The following is a 20,629-nucleotide window of genomic DNA, read 5'->3' as shown; positions in this document are numbered from 1 at the left end:
TCCTTATCCTTTCATGGTTAGCTGCCGCCAGGTGTCATCGGCCAGCCTGATAAATTGTCGATCGCCAGTCTGTTGCCAGCGATACTCAAACCACCCCGCCTTCAGCATCAGTATCCAGGGTTGCCACTGTCTGATCTGCCGCCACAGAACGTTTGGGTCAATATGCGCATGGCGGGCATAGGCGTTGACCAACTCGCGATGTTGCGACTCGTCAGCGACCCACACCGCCGCCAACTCGAGGGCGATATCACCGTCCCCGGCATACTCCCAGTCAATCAACCGCAGACCTGATGCCGTATGCACAATGTTGTCGCCGTGGACATCCATATGCAAGGGCCCCAAACGCAAGGGATGAGGTTCCCGTCGTTTTCTCAGACGCTTCAGCACACGTAACCAGCGCGATGTGCGACGCGTCGGATCACAACACTGCCAGTACTGTTCCAGCAACGGCAGCAGACGCACTCGCCAGCCAAAATGGGGTTGTTGGTGAAGATGATACAGTAAGCGCGCGAGTTCGTCGGCTTCCGGTAATCTGGAATCGACCTTACCGTGAAAATAGTCGATGGCCATCCACCCGCGCGTATAAAAACGAGGTTCAGGAGCCAGACTGTCCGGCAGGCGTTTTAGCGCATGATAGTGGCGTAAAAAATGCGACTCTGGCGCGTCAGGATCGTGATGACGGCGCAGTACGAGGCGATGGGAATGATGTTCAATGACGCAGCTCCCGCCGCTCAAGCCAAGCTTACCAGCTGCGACGGGACGATACTGCGGGAAATAGCGCGACAACACCTCATCGCGCGTCAATGGCTTATTGTTGCTGAACGGCACCTTTACCTGACCAGATTATCTCACCCGTTTGTACCAGCATTAATTGCATTTGCAGTGATGGCGTATTGACGTTACCGGATGCGCTGGAATACAGCACATACTGGGCACCGACGTTACGGGCAATGCCAATCGCTTTGCTGCGCGTGCCTAAGCTGTCGTGCGGTGATAAACCGAGTTGCTGCTTCGCTATCGCCAGTTGCTGCGCCGAAACCAGGGTAAATTTGCCGTTATTCGCCAGCGCATTGCGCAGCGTCTCGGTGGCTTCCCCTGCATTAAGTGAACCGTTAGTGCGGTTGTTCACGCTGTCCACCAGCAGAACGCCCCCAGCTTTTACGCCATCCGCCTGCAGCATTTTGCCCACCATCGGCTGCATCGCCCCGTTCCAGTCATAATGACGTACTCGCGGAGCGGGCTGCGCCGTTTGATCCTCATGTTCAATCGGACCCGGCTGCTGCGGAATGGTCGGCACTGTAGGTACAACCGGCACAGGCTGTTGCGGCTGCGCGGGCTGTTCCGGTACCGGTTTTACTTCATCTACCGGTGCAGGCTCACGTTGCGCCACACAACCAGAGAGAAATATCGCCAGCGCAGCAACCACGGCGTAGCGATTCAATTTGATCATCAAGATTCACCTCTTACAAATAAAGATAAAGTCTAACCTTGTGCGCCCCCAGAAAATTGGCGCTGCCATACAATGTCACCGACGAACGTGCCGGAATCGTAACGCTACGTGGCGCCTCCAGAGGGTGCATTTCCAGCCCTCTGGCGTCATACCAGTAAAACCGATAATGAACGGTGACGGGTTCTTGCCTTTCGTTATAGAGTCGTGAGGATGCCGAAGGCTGAATATCAGACGTGGTTAACGCAGGTTGTTCTGCTGTTATACCCGCGGCCAGTATTGTTGATTCCATCACCAGAGACTGTTCATCACTGACCGGAATTTCGGGGTGTGAACGACAGCCAGCCAGCAACAGTAAGCCCAGCGTCAGCGCGATGCATCCTCTGGTCATTATCATAGACCTTTATGTGCAAGCATTGGCCCCAACACACGGCCCCCAAGCAGATGCATGTGGATGTGATACACCTCTTGTCCACCGTGGCGATTGGTATTCATGATCAAACGGTAGCCATCTTCGGCAATACCTTCCTGCTCGGCGATTTTGGCCGCCACGGTGATCATTCGGCCCAGCGCCTGTTCATGTTCTGCCGTTACATCGTTAACGGTTGGGATCAGAACGTTGGGAATGATCAGGATATGCGTGGGTGCCTGAGGTGAAATATCACGAAACGCGGTTACCAGTTCGTCCTGATACACGATGTCTGAGGGAATTTCACGACGAATAATTTTGCTGAATATAGTTTCTTCTGCCACGACGTTTTCCTTTTTCATTAACAGCCCATGCGTTGTGCCATGCTACGCCGAGCGACTCTGCGAGTATAGAGTATGAGCGAGTTACTCACGCTCTTTCAACTTTAACCCCCGATTTTTTAAGCAAAAAGCGCCCTCTCCGCTGTTCTTATAACCATTTACCGCCGCTATTGCTCAGACATAGTACTGAAACAATATTTCATTTATCTCTGTAGCATCTGTTTACACGTTGAATATGAATGCGTATATTTCGCATTTGCATTTACATACAAATTTAATAGTTAACAACAAAAGGGTTCATCACCCGCAACGGTGATTAGAACTTAATATTAATAATTATCAAGGACTTATTGATGTCTTTCACAACATACAACCGGGACTCTCAGCGTCAACCCGCACTCGCCCCTTCCTTGCTTGCTGTCTGTATTGCCATGGCTTTTATTCCCGCTTCAGGCTTCGCCGCCAACGAAGATACAGTGATCGTTGATGGTTCAGCCACCGCAGACTCGGCATCCGGCGAAGAACAAGATTACAGCGTGAAGTCGACGACAGCGGGCACCAAAATGCAGATGACCCAGCGCGATATACCTCAGTCGGTCACTATCGTTAGCCAGCAGCGCATGGAAGATCAGCAGTTACAGACTCTCGGTGATGTGATGGACAATACGCTCGGTATCAGTAAAAGCCAGGCTGACTCCGATCGTAACAGCTATTTTTCCCGCGGTTTTGAGATTGATAACTATATGGTCGACGGGATCCCGACCTATTTTGAATCCCGCTGGAACCTCGGCGATGCACTTTCCGACACCGCCTTGTTTGAACGCGTAGAAGTGGTGCGCGGAGCGAACGGTTTGATGACCGGAACGGGCAATCCTTCAGCCTCCATTAACATGATTCGTAAACACGCCACCAGCCGCGAGTTCACCGGTAACGTGTCGGCAGAATACGGCAGCTGGAATAAACAGCGCTATGTCACTGATTTACAGAGTCCGTTAACCGAAGATGGCAATGTGCGCGCCCGCATCGTCGCCGGATATCAGAATAACGACTCCTGGCTTGACCGCTACAACAGCGAAAAAATGTTCTTCTCCGGTATTGTCGATGCGGATCTGGGTGACACCACCAGCCTGTCTGCCGGTTATGAATACCAGCGTATTGACGTTAACAGCCCAACCTGGGGTGGCCTGCCGCGCTGGAATACCGACGGCAGCAAAAACAGCTATGACCGTTCGCGCAGCACGGCTCCGGACTGGGCCTACAATGACAAAGACATCAACAAAGTCTTTGTCACGTTGAAACAGCGTTTTGCCGATACCTGGCAGACAACCCTGAACGCTACCCACTCTGAGGTTAAGTTCGACAGCAAAACAATGTACATCGATGCCTATGTCGACAAAAACACCGGTATGCTGGTCGGCCCCTATGCTAACGTCGGCGGTACGGGATGGAACAGCGGCAAGCGTAAGATCGATGCGGTTGATCTGTTCGCCGACGGTGGCTACGACCTGTTTGGTCGTCAACATAACCTGATGCTCGGCGGCAGCTACAGCAAACAGAACAACCGTTATGTCAATGCCTGGGATAACGTGTATCCGAACGAAGTGGGGAATTTCAATAACTTCGACGGTAATATCCCTGAGACTAACTGGCGTCCACAATCGCTGGCCCAGGACGATACCACCCACATGAAATCGCTCTACGCGGCGACGCGTGTTTCGCTGGCCGACCCGCTGCACTTGATCCTCGGCGCGCGTTATACCAACTGGCGTATCGACACCCTGACCTACAGCATGGAAAAAAATCACACCACACCGTATGCCGGTCTGGTGTATGACATTGATGATAACTGGTCAACCTACGCCAGCTATACCTCTATTTTCCAGCCACAGAACAAACGTGACAGCTCGGGTAAATACCTCTCTCCGATCACCGGTAACAACTATGAGATGGGGTTAAAGTCGGACTGGATGAACAGTCGCCTGACCACCACCCTTGCAATATTCCGTATCGAGCAGGATAACCTGGCACAGTCTACCGGTACGCCAATTGCCGGCAGCAATGGCGAAACAGCCTATAAGTCGAGCAATGGTACGGTCAGCAAAGGGGTTGAATTCGAAGTGAACGGTGCAATCACCGATAACTGGCAGATGACGTTTGGCGCAACGCGCTACGTTGCCGAAGATAACGAAGGCAAGGCGGTGAACCCAAACCTGCCACGTACTACGGTGAAACTGTTCACCCGTTATCGTCTGCCAGCGATACCGGAGCTGACCGTCGGCGGTGGTGTTAACTGGCAGAATCGCGTTTACAGCGATACCGTGACGCCGTACGGGACGTTCCGTGCCGAACAGGGTAGCTACGCATTGGTAGATTTATTCACCCGTTACCAGGTGACAAAAAACTTCTCCCTGCAGGGCAATTTGAACAACCTGTTCGATAAAACTTACGACACCAACATTGACGGCTCTATCGTCTATGGTGAACCGCGTAACGTCAGCGTCACCGCCAGCTATCAGTTCTGATAAGAACATTGTGCCCGGCGTTGTCTCCCCGATGACAACGCCGGTAACCCGACGCCCGCTTGCCCCGAGCTAACTCGCTGATTTCGGCTTCAGATCTTCATCAAACTCCAGCCGTTTTCTGTCGGGTTCCGCTTCGGTCAGCGGTTGCACTTCAGAAAGCGTGTGCTGACAGCGCTCTACCAGCAGGGGGATTTCCCGGCGTGAACAAACCCGATGGTGCGTTCCAGTCGCACCATCGGGCATTTTACGATTTACTGCTTCGCACCTTCTACCGCTTCGCGAGCCAGTTTGGTAATGCGATCGTAGTCACCCGCTTCCAGCGCATCCGCCGGAACCAGCCAGGAGCCGCCGATACACAGTACGCTTTTCAGCGCCAGATAGTCACGGTAGTTGGCCGGAGAAATACCGCCAGTCGGGCAGAAACGCACCTGGGAGAACGGACCCGCAATCGCCTGCAGCGCTTTTGTCCCGCCGTTCGCTTCAGCCGGGAAGAATTTGAATTCTTTCAAGCCGTAATCCATGCCCAACATCAGTTCAGAAACGGTGCTGATGCCTGGGATCAGAGGAATCGTCCCTTCGGTTGCCGCTTTCAGCAGAGGCTCGGTCAGTCCTGGGCTAATAGCAAACTGCGCACCAGCTTCCGTCACTTCCGCGAGCTGCTGCGGGTTCAGTACGGTACCTGCACCGACGATCGCATCCGGCACTTCTTTGGCGATAGCACGAATGGCATCCATCGCACATGCGGTACGTAAGGTCACTTCCAGAACACGAACCCCCCCTGCAACCAGCGCTTTTGCCATCGGCACCGCGTGTTCCAGTTTATTCACCACGATAACCGGTACAACCGGGCCAGTGGTCAGGATTGCTTCTGCACTTGTCTTCCAGTTTTTCATCAGAGTTTCTTCTCTCGCCTGATTACAAAATGAGTCTTAAAAATCGATACAGGTTGCGCCCTGCTCCGCACCGGACAGCTTTTCGCGCAACGCACTGAACATCTCACGCCCTGTTCCTACCCGCGATGCGCTGAGGTCAGGAATGTGGGGCTGACGAGAGGCAAGTTCCTCTTCATCGACCAGCAGCGTCAATTCACCTGCCTGTCCATTCACTCGAATGATGTCGCCATCGCGTACTTTTGCCAGTAGCCCGCCATCATAAGCTTCCGGTGTTACATGGATTGCTGAAGGCACTTTACCTGAAGCACCTGAAAGTCGTCCATCGGTAACTAACGCAATTTTGAAACAACGGTCCAATAATACACCAAGAGGCGGCATGAGTTTATGTAATTCTGGCATACCGTTCGCTTTTGGCCCCTGATGGCGAACGACCACCACGCAGTCACGGTCAAGCAGGCCCGCATCAAAGGCCGGTAACACATCATGCTGACTCTCAAAGACAATTGCCGGGGCTTCGATGATCTGGTTTTCAACCGGTACCGCGGAAGTTTTCATCACCGCGCGCCCCAGGTTGCCGCTCAGCACTTTGGTGCCACCATGATGCGAGAACGGCTGATCAAAGGTAGCAATCACGCTGCTATCCAGCGACTTCTCAGCCCCTTCACGCCAGTCCAGTTCGCCGTTGTTCAGCCACGGTTCCTGGGTATAACGCGACAAGCCGAAGCCCGCGACGGTGTTGACATCTTCATGCAGCAGACCCGCATTGAGCAACTCACGCATCAACACCGGTACACCGCCCGCGGCCTGGAAGTGGTTAATATCAGCCGGACCGTTAGGGTACAGACGCGCCATCAGCGGCACGATATCGGACAGATCGGAGAAGTCATCCCAGTTGATGAGAATGCCTGCCGCGCGCGCCATCGCCACCAGGTGCATCGTATGGTTGGTGGACCCCCCGGTCGCCAGCAGGGCCACAATACCGTTCACCACCACTTTTTCATCAATCATTTTACCGATAGGCATCCACTCGTTGCCGTTACCGGTCAGGCGTGTGACCTGACGCGCCGCCGCCGCGGTCAGCGCTTCACGCAGGGGGGCATCAGGATGCACGAAAGAGGAACCCGGCAACTGCATGCCCATAAACTCCACCACCATCTGGTTGGTGTTTGCGGTACCGTAGAAAGTACAGGTTCCCGGCGCGTGATAAGACGCGGCTTCGGATTCCAGTAGCGCCATACGGTCAACTTTGCCTTCGGCATAGAGCTGGCGGATACGGACTTTTTCTTTGTTCGCCAGACCACTCGCCATCGGGCCTGAAGGGATAAAGATGGACGGCAGATGACCAAACGACAGCGCCGCCATCACCAGTCCCGGGACAATTTTGTCACACACGCCGAGGAACAGCGCGCCATCGAACATGTTATGAGACAAGCCAATAGCCGCCGACATTGCAATCACTTCGCGGCTCAGCAGGGAAAGCTCCATCCCGTCCTGTCCCTGAGTGACGCCATCACACATCGCCGGCACGCCACCCGCAACCTGGCCTACCGCATTGGCTGCATGCAAGGCTTTGCGAATGATATCCGGATAATGCTCATACGGCTGATGCGCAGAAAGCATGTCGTTATAGGAGGTAATGATCGCGATATTGTTACGCAGCATGCTTTTCAGAGATGCTTTATCTTCTGGCTGACAGGCGGCAAAACCGTGGGCCAGATTCCCGCACGCCAGCTGCGAACGATGAACGGTGTTCGTCTTGGCCTGTTCGATACGGGCGAGGTAGTCAGAACGCGTCTTTTGAGAACGTTCAACGATGCGTTGTGTTACGCGTAACAAATTCGGATTCATAGAGGCTCCTAAAATTTATCTGTCAGAGCATTAGGATTAACAATGCGTTTCAGCAAGGTAACACCATGCTAAATAGCTTGCTGGCCGCAGCTCAGGGGCAAAATCGTTTCAGGCAGTGTAATAAAAAAAGCCCCGCGGGTGAATCCACGCGAGGCTTAAAAGTGCAAAAATTATTCTACAATCTGTGTTAGATCATGTTACCGGTAAAATAACACCTAATGGCTAGATGGAATTTTACTCGAATTCGTTCCAGGAACGACCGTCACGGGTGATCATGGCCACCGAGGCAACCGGTCCCCAGGTCCCTGCCTGATACGGCTTCGGTGCGTCGTTGTCCATCGCCCAGGCTTCGGTGATGGAGTCCACCCACTTCCATGCTTCTTCGACTTCATCACGGCGCACGAACAGCGCCTGAATACCGCGCATAGTTTCCAACAGCAAGCGCTCGTAGGCATCTGCCAGGTGCGTTTGATTGAAGGTTTCGGAATAGCTCAGATCCAGCTTGGTTATCTGCAGATTATGCTTGTGGTCCAGACCCGGCACTTTGTTAAGCACCTGGATATCGACACCTTCGTCCGGCTGCAAACGGATGGTCAGCTTGTTCTGCGGCAGATCCTGCCAGGATTCTTTAAACAGGTTAAGTTCAGGCGTTTTGAAGTACACCACCACTTCAGAGCATTTGGTCGGCAGACGCTTACCGGTACGCAGGTAAAACGGCACGCCCGCCCAGCGCCAGTTGTCAATATCCACACGGATAGCGACAAAGGTTTCGGTGTTGCTGCTCTTGTTCGCACCCTCTTCTTCCAGGTATCCCGGTACTTTTTTACCTTGCGCAAAACCGGTGGTGTACTGACCACGCACCGTTTTTTCACGCACGTTCGTACGATCGATACGGCGCAGTGATTTCAGGACCTTCACTTTCTCATCACGGATGCTGTCGGCGCTCAGATCAGACGGCGGCGACATGGCGATCATGCACAGAATCTGCAGCAGGTGGTTCTGGATCATGTCGCGCATCTGACCGGCCTGGTCAAAATAACCCCAACGGCCTTCGATACCCACCTCTTCCGCCACGGTAATTTCGACGTGATCGATGGTGCGGTTATCCCAGTTGTTCACAAACAGGGAGTTGGCAAAGCGCAGTGCCAGCAGGTTTAGTACCGTTTCTTTGCCCAGATAGTGGTCAATACGGTAAACCTGACATTCTTCAAAATATTGACCGACCTGGTCGTTAATTTCGCGGGAGGTTGCCAGCGACGTTCCCAGCGGCTTTTCCATCACCACGCGCGCCGGTTTAGCGTTCAATTTCGCTTCCCCTAAGCCTTTGCAGATCGCGCCAAACGTGCTTGGCGGCATGGCAAAGTAGTTAATCGTGGTGCGTGCTTTTTGATCCAGCATGTCACCCAGACGGCTAAAGGCAGCGGTATCATTGACGTCCAGGTTACAAAACTCCAGACGACCACTGAGGGTTTCCCACAAACTTTCATCGATTTTTTCTTTCATGAAAGTTTCGAGCGCTTCGCGTACAACCTTGGTATAGGCTGCTTTGTCCCAGTCAGCGCGACCAACGCCAATAATGCGGGTGTCCGGGTTAATCTGGCCGGCTTTTTCCAGCTGATACAGGGAAGGCAGCAATTTTCGACGTGCAAGGTCGCCCTTCGCGCCGAAAATGACCAGGTCACATGCCTGGGCTGTTTGCGTTACCGCCATGTCATTCTCCTCAGTTGAGTGTCGGGTATTCATGCCCGACACTGAATGTAATTTTATTACAGTGCACTGTACTGCTTTTACGTGATTCCGTGAACCGTAAACGCTTATCCAGCCGTGCTGTTACCGTGAACAGCGGCGTTATTGACGTTTACCGCCGCAAAATGGATAAAAAAGTCGCTTTTTTACGTGACCATGAAGGCGTAAGAAAACCCGACTCCGATCATGTATTGAAAAAAAACAACAACTTTTCTGTCCATTTTGCCCCGAATGTCGGTTCACAGAGGTAATATCTACCAGAGTTACCGCTCGATTTCCCCATATCGCTGAAATCGTTTTTGCCCATGGCCGATGAGTCTACTCACATCATGAATATGCTGGAAAAAATCCAGTTAAAACTGGAACATCTGAGCAAGTCAGAACGTAAGGTCGCCGATGTTATTCTGACCTCACCTGACCGGGCTATCCATTCAAGTATTGCCACGCTGGCTCTGGAAGCCAACGTCAGTGAGCCGACCGTGAATCGCTTCTGTCGCAGCATGGACACACGAGGCTTCCCTGATTTTAAACTGCATTTGGCACAAAGTCTGGCTAATGGTACCCCGTATGTTAATCGTAATGTCGATGAGGATGATAGCGTCGAGTCCTATACCGGGAAAATCTTCGAATCTGCCATGGCAAGCCTGGACCACGTCCGTCAGTCGCTGGATAACGCGGCGGTCAATCGGGCGGTAGATTTATTAACCCAGGCAAAGAAAATCGCCTTTTTCGGTCTGGGTTCGTCCGCAGCCGTGGCGCACGACGCCATGAATAAATTTTTCCGCTTTAACGTACCGGTTATCTATTCCGACGATATTGTACTGCAACGTATGAGCTGTATGAATTGTAGCGATGACGACGTCATTGTCCTTATTTCACATACCGGCAGAACAAAGAGTCTGGTTGAACTGGCGCAGCTGGCGCGGGAAAACGATGCCATGGTGATCGCCCTTACTTCCCCCGGAACGCCGCTGGCGCGTGAAGCCACGCTGGCAATTACCCTGGATGTACCGGAAGATACTGACATTTATATGCCTATGGTCTCTCGACTTGCTCAACTGACCGTGATAGATGTGCTGGCTACGGGATTTACTTTGCGCCGTGGGGCAAAATTTAGAGATAACTTGAAGCGTGTCAAGGAAGCGCTCAAGGAATCGCGTTTTGATAAAGAATTACTCATCAAGAGTGATGACCGCTAAAAGCAATAACGATGTTCTACCCTTTTATCATCCGGGTCGTTCATTTCTACCGTTATGTTTCAGAACGGCCGGATCAATGTTCACACGCAACACCTAGTTGTTTCAGTCAACGGAGTATTACATGTCCAGAAGGCTTCGCAGAACCAAAATCGTTACCACGTTAGGCCCAGCAACTGACCGCGATAACAACCTTGAAAAGATTATCGCCGCGGGCGCAAACGTTGTACGTATGAACTTTTCGCACGGCTCTCCAGAAGATCACAAACTGCGGGCGGATAAAGTCCGTGAAATTGCCGCCAAACTGGGACGTCATGTCGCTATTTTGGGTGACCTGCAGGGACCTAAAATACGCGTATCAACCTTCAAAGAAGGCAAAGTATTCCTCAATATTGGCGACAAGTTCCTGTTAGATGCCAACCTGGGTAAAGGCGAAGGCGATAAAGAAAAAGTCGGTATTGACTATAAAGGCCTACCTGCTGACGTAGTGCCGGGCGACATCCTGCTGCTGGATGACGGTCGCGTACAGCTCAAAGTACTGGAAGTTCAGGGCATGAAGGTCTTCACCGAAGTGACCGTCGGTGGCCCGCTTTCCAATAACAAAGGCATCAACAAACTGGGCGGCGGTCTCTCTGCAGAAGCACTGACCGAAAAAGACAAAGCTGACATCATCACCGCGGCGCAAATCAGCGTTGACTATCTGGCCGTCTCCTTCCCGCGCTGCGGCGAAGATCTGAACTATGCCCGCCGTCTGGCGCGCGATGCAGGCTGCGATGCGAAAATTGTTGCCAAGGTGGAGCGTGCAGAAGCCGTGTGCGACCAGAATGCGATGGATGACATCATCCTGGCATCTGACGTCGTGATGGTTGCTCGTGGCGACCTGGGCGTTGAAATTGGCGATCCGGAGCTGGTCGGTATTCAGAAAGCCCTGATCCGTCGTGCGCGTCAGCTGAACCGTGCGGTCATTACCGCCACGCAGATGATGGAGTCGATGATCACCAACCCGATGCCGACCCGTGCAGAAGTGATGGACGTGGCGAACGCCGTACTCGACGGCACCGACGCCGTTATGCTGTCGGCAGAAACCGCCGCAGGCCAGTATCCGGCTGAAACCGTTGCCGCCATGGCGCGTGTCTGCCTGGGCGCGGAAAAAATCCCGAGCATTAATGTCTCCAAACACCGCCTCGACGTGCAGTTTGATAACGTTGAAGAAGCGATTGCCATGTCCGCAATGTATGCAGCGAACCACCTGAAAGGGGTCACCGCCATCATCGCGATGACAGAATCCGGTCGTACCGCGCTGATGACGTCCCGTATCAGCTCCGGCCTGCCGATTTTCGCCATGTCGCGTCATGAGCGTACGCTGAACCTGACCTCCCTGTACCGCGGCGTTACTCCGGTTCACTTTGACAGCGAAACCGACGGTGTGGTTGCCGCCAGCGAAGCGGTGAACCTGCTGCGTGATAAAGGCTATCTGGTTTCTGGCGATCTGGTGATTGTCACCCAGGGCGACGTCATGAGCACCATTGGCTCCACCAACACCACGCGTATTCTGACCGTAGAATAATAGCGTCGCTCAATGCCTGATATTGCTTTGCTCATCAGGCCTACAGGTGGTACCTGATACAGAAAGCCTCTCAAGTGAGAGGCTTTTTTTATTTCTTCTTTTTATTTCTTCGGGTAGAGATCTTTACGTTTATACGGCTCAATCTCACCGGGTTTGCGGGTTTTCAGCAGTTTTAAAATCCAGGTGTACTGCTCGAGGTGCGGCGCGACAAAAATCTCCACCTCTTCATTCATGCGTCTGGCAATGGTGTGGTCATCTGCAGTCAGGATGTCATCCATCGGCGGGCGGACCTGAATCGTCAGGCGATGTGTTTTCCCGTCATACACCGGGAACAGCGGCACAACTCGCGCATGGCAAACCTTCATCAGGCGACCAATCGCCGGCAATGTTGCTTTGTAGGTGGCAAAAAAATCAACAAATTCGCTGTGCTCGGGACCATGATCCTGATCCGGCAAATAGTATCCCCAATAGCCCTGACGCACGGACTGAATAAAGGGTTTGATGCCATCATTACGCGCATGCAAACGACCACCAAAACGACGGCGTACCGTGTTCCAGACGTAATCAAAAACAGGATTACCCTGGTTATGGAACATCGCGGCCATTTTCTGGCCCTGCGAGGCCATCAGCATGGCTGGAATGTCTACACCCCAACCGTGCGGGACGAGAAAAATGACCTTTTCCTCGTTGCGGCGCATCTCTTCTATGATCTCCAGACCTTGCCAGTCAACCCGGTTTTGGATTTTCTCCGGGCCACGCAGGGCAAGCTCTGCCATCATCACCATCGCCTGCGGAGCCGTTGCAAACATCTCATCGACGATGGCTTCGCGCTCGGCTTCGCTGCGTTCTGGAAAACACAGGGATAAATTAATCAGCGCTCTGCGGCGCGAGCTTTTCCCCAACCTTCCGGCAAGACGTCCCAGCTTCGCCAGCACAGGATCGCGAAACGATGCGGGCGTTAACGCAATCCCTGCTATCGCCGCCACACCCAGCCAGGCACCCCAGTAGCGCGGATGACGGAATGATTTTTCAAATTCAGGGATATATTCAATATTCTTTTTTTTCGTTTCCATGCTCTTCCAGTGTCTGGTACCGCGAAAAATAAATCTGTTGATAGTGTAGCGGCGCGTCGTGCCACGTACAAAATAAAAAAGCCGGCACGCATCGCGTACCGGCTTTGTCAGTATGCTGATTAATCGAAGCGCAACTGAGGCAGAACCTCTTTCACCTGCGCCAGATACTCGGTACGATCCGAGCCGGTCAGCCCTTCTGTACGCGGCAGCTTCGCCGTTAACGGGTTCACGGCCTGCTGGTTAACCCAGACTTCGTAGTGCAAGTGTGGTCCGGTTGAACGTCCGGTGTTACCTGACAGCGCAATACGATCGCCGCGTTTTACTTTTTGTCCTGGTTTGACTAACAGTTTACGCAGGTGCATGTAGCGGGTGGTGTAGGTACGACCATGGCGCACCGCGACATAGTAGCCTGCAGCGCCGCTGCGCTTCGCAACAACGACTTCACCATCACCTACCGACAGTACCGGCGTACCCTGCGGCATCGCGAAGTCAACGCCTTTGTGCGGTGCCACGCGTCCGGTTACCGGATTCAGGCGACGCGGATTAAAGTTTGACGAGATGCGGAACTGTTTCGCGGTCGGGAAACGCATAAACCCTTTCGCCAGGCCGGTACCGTTACGGTCATAGAACTTACCGTCTTCGGCACGGATCGCGTAATAGTCTTTACCTTCAGAGCGCAAACGAACGCCCAGCAGTTGGCTTTGCTCACGCTTGCCGTCCAACATCTCGCGAGACATCAGCACCGAGAACTCATCGCCTTTTTTCAGTTTGCGGAAGTCCATCTGCCACTGCATAGCCTTAATCACCGCACTGATTTCAGAACTGGTCAGCCCGGCCTCTTTGGCGCTGGCGACGAAACTGCCGCCGACGGTGCCCTTGATACGGCTGTTAACCCAGTCGCCCTGCTGCATTTCACTGCTCATTTTGAAGCCCGTCGCAGTACGATCGTACGTGCGGGTTTCACGGCGAGAAACTTCCCAGGTCAGGCGCTGCAAATCACCGTCAGAGGTCAGCGTCCAGGAAAGCTGTTGGCCAATCTTCAGGTTACGCAACTCTTTGTCCGAGGCGGCAAGCTGGCTGATATCGCCCATATCGATACCATACTGATTCAGGATGCTGCTCAGCGTATCACCGGTCGAGACTACATATTCGTGAACGCCCACCTCACCGGAGGTTTTATCATCCAGTTCATCCTGAGGAATCGCTTCATCTTCCTGAGCAGCCTGATCGATGGGTTCACTGGCCTCAGGCAACAGCGAACGAATCTCGCTTTTTTCAAGTTCGATGGTTTTGACAATCGGTGCAGCATCGGGATGGTAAACGTAAGGCCGCCAAACGGCGACGGCCAATGTAAGAACGGTCAGCGACCCCAGCATAACGCGATGGGGTCGGGGCAGATTATTAAATGCCAGAGCGACAGAGCGGGCTATCTGTTGCACGTATTCACTTCCTCATTAATCTCCTTTCAGGCAGCTCGCATACTGGTTGGCTAATTGGTTCAGAAACGCAGAATAGCTTGTTTTACCCAGTTTGATGTTTGTTCCGAGGGGATCCAACGTTCCCATTCGAACGGATGTCCCTCTCGCAACGGCTTCAACGACCGCTGGCCTGAACTGTGGCTCAGCAAAAACGCAGGTTGCTTTTTGCTCAACCAACTGTGTTCTTATTTCATGTAAACGCTGCGCACCAGGTTGAATCTCAGGGTTCACGGTAAAGTGACCAAGCGGTGTTAGTCCGTAATGTTTTTCGTAGTAGCCGTAGGCGTCATGAAAAACGAAATACCCTTTCCCCTTGAGCGGTGCGAGCTCGTTACCTACCTGCTTATCGGTTGCGGCTAATTGTGCCTCAAAATCCTTCAGGTTGGCGTCAAGTTTGGCTCGACTTTGCGGCATAAGTTCCACTAATTTTTCATGGATTGCAACCGCTGAGGCCCGCGCTATCTCTGGGGAAAGCCAAAGATGCATGTTGTAGTCGCCATGATGGTGATGTTCGTCACTTTTTTCACCGTGGGCGTCATTGTGTCCATGATCGTCATCATCATCGTCGCCCCCTTTCATGAGCAACGGTTTCACGTCATTGAGTTGCGCAATCGTTACCTGTTTCGCGTTAGGAATATTCTTGACAGATTTTTCCATAAACGCTTCCATCTCGGGGCCAATCCAAACAACTAAGTCCGCGCCCTGTAAGCGTTTTACGTCTGACGGACGCAATGAGTAATCATGTTCGGATGCGCCATCAGGCAGGAGAACCTCGGTATCCGTAACCCCATCAGCAATCGCTGAAGCGATAAACCCTAACGGCTTAAGCGAGGCAACGACGGCGGCATTTGCTGCCTGTGTTGCACTCCCCCAAAGAGCAGCGGATAATGCTGCGAAAAGAAGCGTATTTTTATGTAACATAATGCGACCAATCATCGTAATGAATGTAAGAAATGTGATATTATAACATTCTATAACTTCTGCAAGACTAAAATTGATATGACGACTTTGGTTTCACTGGAAAATGTCTCGGTCTCTTATGGTCAACGCCGCGTCCTTTCTGACGTTTCGCTTGAACTACGGCCCGGCAAAATTTTAACGCTTCTTGGTCCGAACGGTGCCGGGAAGTCTACGCTGGTGCGCGTTGTCCTCGGGCTGGTAGCAGCAGATGCAGGCGTTATCAAGCGTAACGGACAGCTGCGGATAGGCTATGTCCCGCAAAAACTGTATCTCGATACCACGCTGCCCCTGACGGTCAGCCGCTTTTTGCGCTTACGTCCGGATACAAAGAAGGACGATATTCTCCCGGCGCTCAAGCGCGTTCAGGCCGGACATCTGATGGATGCGCCGATGCAAAAACTGTCCGGCGGGGAAACGCAGCGCGTCCTGCTGGCTCGCGCATTGCTGAATAAACCACAGCTGCTGGTGCTGGATGAACCCACTCAGGGTGTGGATGTCAATGGTCAGGTCGCATTGTATGACCTTATCGACCAGCTTCGCCGTGAACTCGATTGCGCCGTACTGATGGTCTCGCATGATTTGCATCTGGTGATGGCGAAGACCGACGAAGTGCTGTGCCTCAACCACCATATTTGCTGCTCCGGCACGCCGGAAGTGGTCTCTATGCACCCGGAATTTATCTCTATGTTCGGGCAACGCGGTGCCGAGCAACTCGGAATTTACCGTCACAATCATAATCATCGCCATGATTTACAGGGTCGTATCGTATTACGCCGGGGAAATGGTCACTCATGATTGAATTGTTATTACCCGGTTGGTTAGCCGGGATCATGCTGGCCTGCGCCGCTGGCCCGCTGGGATCGTTTGTGGTCTGGCGTCGGATGTCTTATTTTGGCGACACGCTGGCGCACGCGTCACTGCTGGGTGTGGCCTTTGGTCTGCTGTTAGATGTAAACCCGTTCTATGCGGTTATCGCAGTCACGCTGATGCTGGCAGCGGGTCTGGTGTGGCTGGAGAAGCGCCCTCACCTCGCCATAGACACCTTGCTCGGCATTATGGCGCACAGCGCTCTGTCACTGGGCCTGGTGGTCGTCAGCCTGATGTCGAATATCCGTGTGGATTTGATGGCCTATCTGTTCGGCGACCTGCTTGCCGTGACGCCGGAAGATCTGATCTCCATCGCCATTGGTGTTGTCATTGTGCTCGCCATTATCTTCTGGCAATGGCGCAACCTGCTGTCAATGACCATCAGCCCGGATCTCGCCTTTGTCGATGGCGTGAAGCTGCAACGCGTGAAGCTGCTGCTGATGCTGGTCACTGCGTTAACGATTGGTGTGGCGATGAAGTTTGTCGGCGCGCTCATTATTACGTCGCTGCTGATTATTCCTGCTGCCACCGCACGCCGTTTTGCGCGTACGCCTGAGCAGATGGCCGGTGTTGCCGTGGGCGTGGGGATGATAGCGGTGACGGGCGGCCTGACGTTCTCAGCGTTCTATGATACGCCAGCAGGGCCCTCCGTGGTGCTGTGTGCCGCGCTGATGTTTATTTTCAGCATGATGAAAAAGCAAGCGAGCTAAGAGTGTGTTGCCTGATGGCGCTTCGCGTATCAGGCCTACGTTCACAGGTAGGCCGGATTAGGCAAGCTGCCATCCGGCATAAAAAACTTAAGGCATTTGCGGCGGCGTAATACCAAAATGATTCCAGGCGCGCACCGTCGCCATACGTCCGCGCGGCGTACGCTGCAGGAAGCCCTGCTGGATCAAATATGGCTCCAGCACGTCCTCAATCGTTTCACGCTCTTCACCAATAGCGGCGGCCAGGTTATCCAGCCCTACCGGCCCACCGAAGAATTTATCGATCACCGCCAGCAGCAGCTTACGGTCCATGTAATCGAACCCTTCAGCGTCCACATTGAGCATATCCAGCGCCTGGGCGGCAATGTCTGCCGAGATGGTGCCATCATGCTTCACCTCGGCGAAGTCACGCACGCGACGCAGCAGACGGTTGGCAATACGCGGCGTTCCGCGCGCACGGCGAGCAACTTCCAGCGCGCCCTCCTCGCTCATCTCCAGCCCCATATAACGCGCACTGCGCCCTACAATATGCTGAAGATCGGCAACCTGATAAAACTCCAGTCGCTGCACGATACCAAAACGGTCACGCAGCGGAGAAGTTAACGACCCGGCACGGGTTGTCGCGCCAATCAGCGTAAACGGCGGCAGGTCAATCTTGATCGAACGTGCAGCAGGTCCTTCGCCGATCATGATATCCAGCTGATAGTCTTCCATCGCCGGATACAATATTTCTTCCACGACCGGCGATAAGCGATGGATCTCATCGATAAACAGCACGTCGTGCGGCTCGAGGTTCGTCAGCATTGCCGCCAAATCGCCCGCTTTTTCCAGCACCGGGCCGGAGGTGGTACGCAGGTTTACGCCCATTTCATTGGCGACAATATTGGCAAGCGTGGTTTTTCCAAGACCCGGAGGACCAAAGATCAGCAGGTGGTCGAGGGCATCACCGCGCAACTTCGCCGCCTGGATAAAAATTTCCATTTGCGAACGGACCTGAGGCTGACCGATATACTCATCGAGCAACTTGGGGCGGATCGCACGATCCACAATGTCTTCAGGTATCGCGCTGGCAGCTGAAATCAGGCGGTCTGCTTCAATCATCCTTTACCTCACAATGCAGCGCGGAGCGCTTCACGAATCAGGGTTTCACTGCTGGCATCAGGGCGGGCAATTTTACTCACCATGCGGCTGGCTTCCTGCGGTTTATAGCCCAGCGCCACCAGCGCAGCAACCGCTTCCTGCTCGGCGTCATCCGTTACCGGACCCGCAGGTGACGTCAGCACCAGATCGGCCGCCGGTGTGAACAGATCGCCATGCAGGCCTTTAAAGCGGTCTTTCATTTCAACAATCAGGCGCTCAGCGGTTTTCTTACCGATACCCGGCAGTTTCACCAGCGCCCCGAGTTCTTCGCGTTCAACCGCGTTAACGAACTGCTGCGCCGACATGCCGGAGAGGATCGCCAGCGCCAGCTTCGGTCCAACGCCATTGGTTTTAATCAGCTCTTTAAACAGCGTGCGTTCCTGCTTGTTGTTAAAACCGTACAGCAGCTGCGCATCTTCACGCACCACAAAATGGGTGAAAACAATCGCTTCCTGCCCGGCTTCCGGCAGCTCGTAAAAACAGGTCATCGGCATATGCACTTCATAGCCTACGCCACCCGTTTCCAGAAGAACCAACGGGGGTTGTTTTTCGAGAATGATGCCTCTGAGTCTGCCTATCACGTGACGCTCCTGCGTTAAGGGCTAAAAAGGTAATGCGCTATCATAAAAAAAGGCTGGATAGATATCCAGCCTCATTTGTCATTAACGTAGTCGACCACGCGCTAAATTCAGCCGGGTATCGCTCATTTGCATGGCGTTCTGGCTGACGTGGCAGTGGGTAATGGCGATGGCCAGCGCATCCGCGGCATCGGCCTGGGGATTTGCCGGGAGTTTTAGCAATGTGCGCACCATGTGCTGCACCTGACTTTTCTCCGCACTGCCTATCCCGACGACGGTTTGCTTCACCTGACGTGCCGCATATTCAAACACCGGAAGGTCCTGGTTTACGGCAGCAACAATCGCCACGCCGCGCGCCTGCCCCAGCTTAAGCGCCGAATCGGCGTTTTTTGCCATAAATACTTGCTCAATGGCAAAGTAGTCTGGCTGAAACTGGGTAATGATTTCCGACACCCCTGCATAAATCAGCTTCAGGCGTGACGGTAAATCATCCACTTTGGTACGAATACATCCACTGCCCAGATAGGTCAACTGTCGACCGACCTGGCGGATCACGCCATAGCCGGTGATGCGCGAGCCCGGGTCAATGCCGAGAATAATGGACATCACGCATCTCCTGTTATTTTACCGCTCAACCACGTCATTCTAACGTAGCAGCAACCTCATCGGAGATTTCGCCGTTGTGGTAAACTTCCTGCACGTCATCGCAGTCTTCCAGCATATCGATCAGACGCATCAGCTTCGGTGCTGTTTCTGCATCCATGTCCGCTTTGGTGGACGGGATCATCGTAACTTCAGCGCTGTCCGCTTTCAGACCAGCGGCTTCCAGTGCATCACGCACTTTGCCCATCTCTTCCCATGCGGTGTAGACATCAATCGCACCGTCATCATAGGTCACAACGTCTTCAGCACCAGCTTCCAGCGCGGCTTCCATGATGGTGTCTTCGTCGCCTTGCTCAAAGGAGATAACACCTTTTTTGCTAAACAGGTACGCAACAGAACCGTCGGTGCCCAGGTTACCACCAGTTTTGGTGAACGCATGGCGCACTTCCGCAACAGTACGGTTACGGTTGTCAGACAGGCATTCAATCATGACCGCTGTCCCGCCAGGACCGTAACCTTCATAAATGATGGTTTCCATGTTTGCGTCTTCGTCACCGCCCACACCGCGCGCGATGGCACGGTTCAGGGTGTCACGCGTCATGTTGTTGGACAGCGCTTTATCGACAGCCGCACGCAGGCGCGGGTTCGCGTCCGGATCGCCACCACCAAGCTTAGCGGCCGTAACCAGCTCGCGAATGATTTTGGTGAAGATCTTGCCGCGCTTGGAATCCTGCGCTGCTTTACGGTGTCTGGTGTTGGCCCATTTACTATGACCTGCCATAAATAATATCTCCAAAAAGCGCGCCTTCTCAGGCGACGTTAATTACAAATTCTTCAATCGCCTGCCGGTTACTCCACGATTTGGTTAGCTGCGCAGCTTCCGCCGCATCAACCCAACGATAGGTCAGATGTTCAGTGAACACGATCTCTCGTTCCGAGGGGAGTGCCAGGCAAAACCAGGATTCCGTATTCCGTTCGATTCCCGGTGCGTAGCGATGTCGTAAATGGCTAAAAATCTCGAACTCCACCGTGCGCTGACAGTCAATTAAGGTCAGTTGCTCGCGGGCAACGTCAATGGTGACCTCTTCCTTTACTTCGCGCATGGCGGCTTGCGACGCGGTTTCACCCTCTTCAAGGCTGCCGGTGACCGACTGCCAGAAATCAGGATCGTCGCGTCGCTGTAACATCAGCACTCTTCCGGTGTCCTTTGCATAAATCACGACTAACACCGAGACAGGCTGTTTGTATGTCATA

At 53.4% G+C, this 20,629-nt stretch carries 20 protein-coding genes and 1 pseudogene; 5 read left to right on the top strand and 16 right to left on the bottom strand.

Annotation, left to right across the window (positions count from 1 at the left end):
• Window positions 1-3: 3 nt before the first annotated feature.
• From thiK to hinT, 4 genes are read right to left on the bottom strand one after another with little or no spacing between them, the layout of a single operon-like run.
• Window positions 4-828, bottom strand: a complete 825-nt coding sequence (thiK, locus tag FDW98_RS16205; RefSeq protein ID WP_096757421.1) for a thiamine kinase — start codon at window positions 826-828, stop codon at window positions 4-6.
• Complete coding sequence (gene lpoB / locus FDW98_RS16200) at window positions 809-1,450, bottom strand: penicillin-binding protein activator LpoB (protein ID WP_096757422.1); 642 nt, start codon at window positions 1,448-1,450, stop codon at window positions 809-811. Before lpoB ends, thiK begins: the two co-directional genes overlap by 20 nt.
• A gap of 13 nt (window positions 1,451-1,463) precedes the next feature.
• A complete protein-coding gene (locus FDW98_RS16195) occupies window positions 1,464-1,838 on the bottom strand; it encodes a YcfL family protein (RefSeq protein ID WP_096757423.1) in 375 nt (124 codons plus the stop codon).
• A gap of 2 nt (window positions 1,839-1,840) precedes the next feature.
• Complete coding sequence (gene hinT, locus FDW98_RS16190) at window positions 1,841-2,200, bottom strand: purine nucleoside phosphoramidase (RefSeq protein WP_096759427.1); 360 nt, start codon at window positions 2,198-2,200, stop codon at window positions 1,841-1,843.
• A gap of 350 nt (window positions 2,201-2,550) precedes the next feature.
• Here hinT and fhuE point away from each other — a divergent pair, with 350 nt between their 5' ends.
• Entirely contained in the window at window positions 2,551-4,719 is a 2,169-nt protein-coding gene (gene fhuE, locus FDW98_RS16185; protein ID WP_096757424.1) for a ferric-rhodotorulic acid/ferric-coprogen receptor FhuE, read from the top strand.
• A gap of 69 nt (window positions 4,720-4,788) precedes the next feature.
• Here the strand turns inward: fhuE and FDW98_RS16180 are convergent.
• The 4 genes and pseudogenes from FDW98_RS16180 to zwf all read right to left on the bottom strand — a co-directional run.
• Window positions 4,789-4,917 (bottom strand): annotated as a pseudogene (locus FDW98_RS16180) (phenylacetic acid degradation protein PaaY); the annotation flags it as partial.
• Window positions 4,918-4,970: 53 nt separating this feature from the next.
• Window positions 4,971-5,612, bottom strand: coding sequence for a bifunctional 4-hydroxy-2-oxoglutarate aldolase/2-dehydro-3-deoxy-phosphogluconate aldolase (kdgA, locus tag FDW98_RS16175; RefSeq protein ID WP_003034901.1), 642 nt, complete (start codon window positions 5,610-5,612; stop codon window positions 4,971-4,973).
• A 36-nt stretch (window positions 5,613-5,648) separates the two neighbouring features.
• Window positions 5,649-7,460: a phosphogluconate dehydratase gene (edd, locus tag FDW98_RS16170; protein WP_096757425.1), complete on the bottom strand. Its 1,812-nt coding sequence runs from the start codon at window positions 7,458-7,460 to the stop codon at window positions 5,649-5,651.
• Between the two features lie 234 nt (window positions 7,461-7,694).
• A complete protein-coding gene (gene zwf / locus FDW98_RS16165; protein ID WP_096757426.1) occupies window positions 7,695-9,170 on the bottom strand; it encodes a glucose-6-phosphate dehydrogenase in 1,476 nt (491 codons plus the stop codon).
• A gap of 365 nt (window positions 9,171-9,535) precedes the next feature.
• Between zwf and FDW98_RS16160 the strand changes: the two genes are divergently transcribed.
• Window positions 9,536-10,405 carry a MurR/RpiR family transcriptional regulator gene (locus tag FDW98_RS16160; protein WP_096759428.1) on the top strand — a complete coding sequence of 290 codons (870 nt, stop codon included), beginning with the start codon at window positions 9,536-9,538 and terminating at the stop codon, window positions 10,403-10,405.
• Between the two features lie 121 nt (window positions 10,406-10,526).
• Window positions 10,527-11,969: a pyruvate kinase gene (gene pyk, locus FDW98_RS16155; protein ID WP_096757427.1), complete on the top strand. Its 1,443-nt coding sequence runs from the start codon at window positions 10,527-10,529 to the stop codon at window positions 11,967-11,969.
• 101 nt (window positions 11,970-12,070) lie between these two features.
• Here pyk and lpxM read toward each other — a convergent pair whose 3' ends face one another.
• The 3 genes from lpxM to znuA all read right to left on the bottom strand — a co-directional run bounded on the left by lpxM (window position 12,071) and on the right by znuA (window position 15,441).
• On the bottom strand, window positions 12,071-13,042 hold the full coding sequence (gene lpxM / locus FDW98_RS16150) for a lauroyl-Kdo(2)-lipid IV(A) myristoyltransferase (protein ID WP_096757428.1): 972 nt from the start codon (window positions 13,040-13,042) through the stop codon (window positions 12,071-12,073).
• A 119-nt stretch (window positions 13,043-13,161) separates the two neighbouring features.
• On the bottom strand, window positions 13,162-14,481 hold the full coding sequence (gene mepM / locus FDW98_RS16145) for a murein DD-endopeptidase MepM (RefSeq protein WP_096757429.1): 1,320 nt from the start codon (window positions 14,479-14,481) through the stop codon (window positions 13,162-13,164).
• A gap of 15 nt (window positions 14,482-14,496) precedes the next feature.
• Window positions 14,497-15,441, bottom strand: a complete 945-nt coding sequence (gene znuA / locus FDW98_RS16140) for a zinc ABC transporter substrate-binding protein ZnuA (RefSeq protein WP_135912207.1) — start codon at window positions 15,439-15,441, stop codon at window positions 14,497-14,499.
• 78 nt (window positions 15,442-15,519) lie between these two features.
• Here znuA and znuC point away from each other — a divergent pair, with 78 nt between their 5' ends.
• The gene (znuC, locus tag FDW98_RS16135; RefSeq protein ID WP_096757431.1) at window positions 15,520-16,275 is read left to right on the top strand and encodes a zinc ABC transporter ATP-binding protein ZnuC; all 756 of its coding nucleotides are present in this window, start codon (window positions 15,520-15,522) and stop codon (window positions 16,273-16,275) included.
• A complete protein-coding gene (znuB, locus tag FDW98_RS16130; RefSeq protein WP_096757432.1) occupies window positions 16,272-17,057 on the top strand; it encodes a zinc ABC transporter permease subunit ZnuB in 786 nt (261 codons plus the stop codon). Before znuC ends, znuB begins: the two co-directional genes overlap by 4 nt.
• Before the next feature lie 87 nt (window positions 17,058-17,144).
• Here the strand turns inward: znuB and ruvB are convergent, their stop codons facing one another.
• From ruvB to nudB, 5 genes are all read right to left on the bottom strand, one after another.
• Window positions 17,145-18,155, bottom strand: coding sequence for a Holliday junction branch migration DNA helicase RuvB (gene ruvB / locus FDW98_RS16125; RefSeq protein WP_096757433.1), 1,011 nt, complete (start codon window positions 18,153-18,155; stop codon window positions 17,145-17,147).
• An 8-nt stretch (window positions 18,156-18,163) separates the two neighbouring features.
• Window positions 18,164-18,775 carry a Holliday junction branch migration protein RuvA gene (gene ruvA, locus FDW98_RS16120; RefSeq protein ID WP_096757434.1) on the bottom strand — a complete coding sequence of 204 codons (612 nt, stop codon included), beginning with the start codon at window positions 18,773-18,775 and terminating at the stop codon, window positions 18,164-18,166.
• 81 nt (window positions 18,776-18,856) lie between these two features.
• On the bottom strand, window positions 18,857-19,378 hold the full coding sequence (gene ruvC, locus FDW98_RS16115; protein ID WP_045444124.1) for a crossover junction endodeoxyribonuclease RuvC: 522 nt from the start codon (window positions 19,376-19,378) through the stop codon (window positions 18,857-18,859).
• 34 nt (window positions 19,379-19,412) lie between these two features.
• Window positions 19,413-20,156 (bottom strand): YebC/PmpR family DNA-binding transcriptional regulator, encoded by a 744-nt coding sequence (locus FDW98_RS16110; protein ID WP_096757435.1) that lies wholly within the window; start codon window positions 20,154-20,156, stop codon window positions 19,413-19,415.
• Between the two features lie 28 nt (window positions 20,157-20,184).
• Entirely contained in the window at window positions 20,185-20,628 is a 444-nt protein-coding gene (gene nudB, locus FDW98_RS16105; protein ID WP_096757436.1) for a dihydroneopterin triphosphate diphosphatase, read from the bottom strand.
• Between the last annotated feature and the right edge of the window lies 1 nt (window position 20,629).

It is taken from the genome of Citrobacter sp. wls711 (assembly GCF_005281055.1).
GTDB lineage: Bacteria > Pseudomonadota > Gammaproteobacteria > Enterobacterales > Enterobacteriaceae > Citrobacter > Citrobacter gillenii.
The sequence above is the reverse complement of the archived record's forward strand: the minus strand, read 5'-3'. Positions and strand labels throughout refer to the sequence as shown.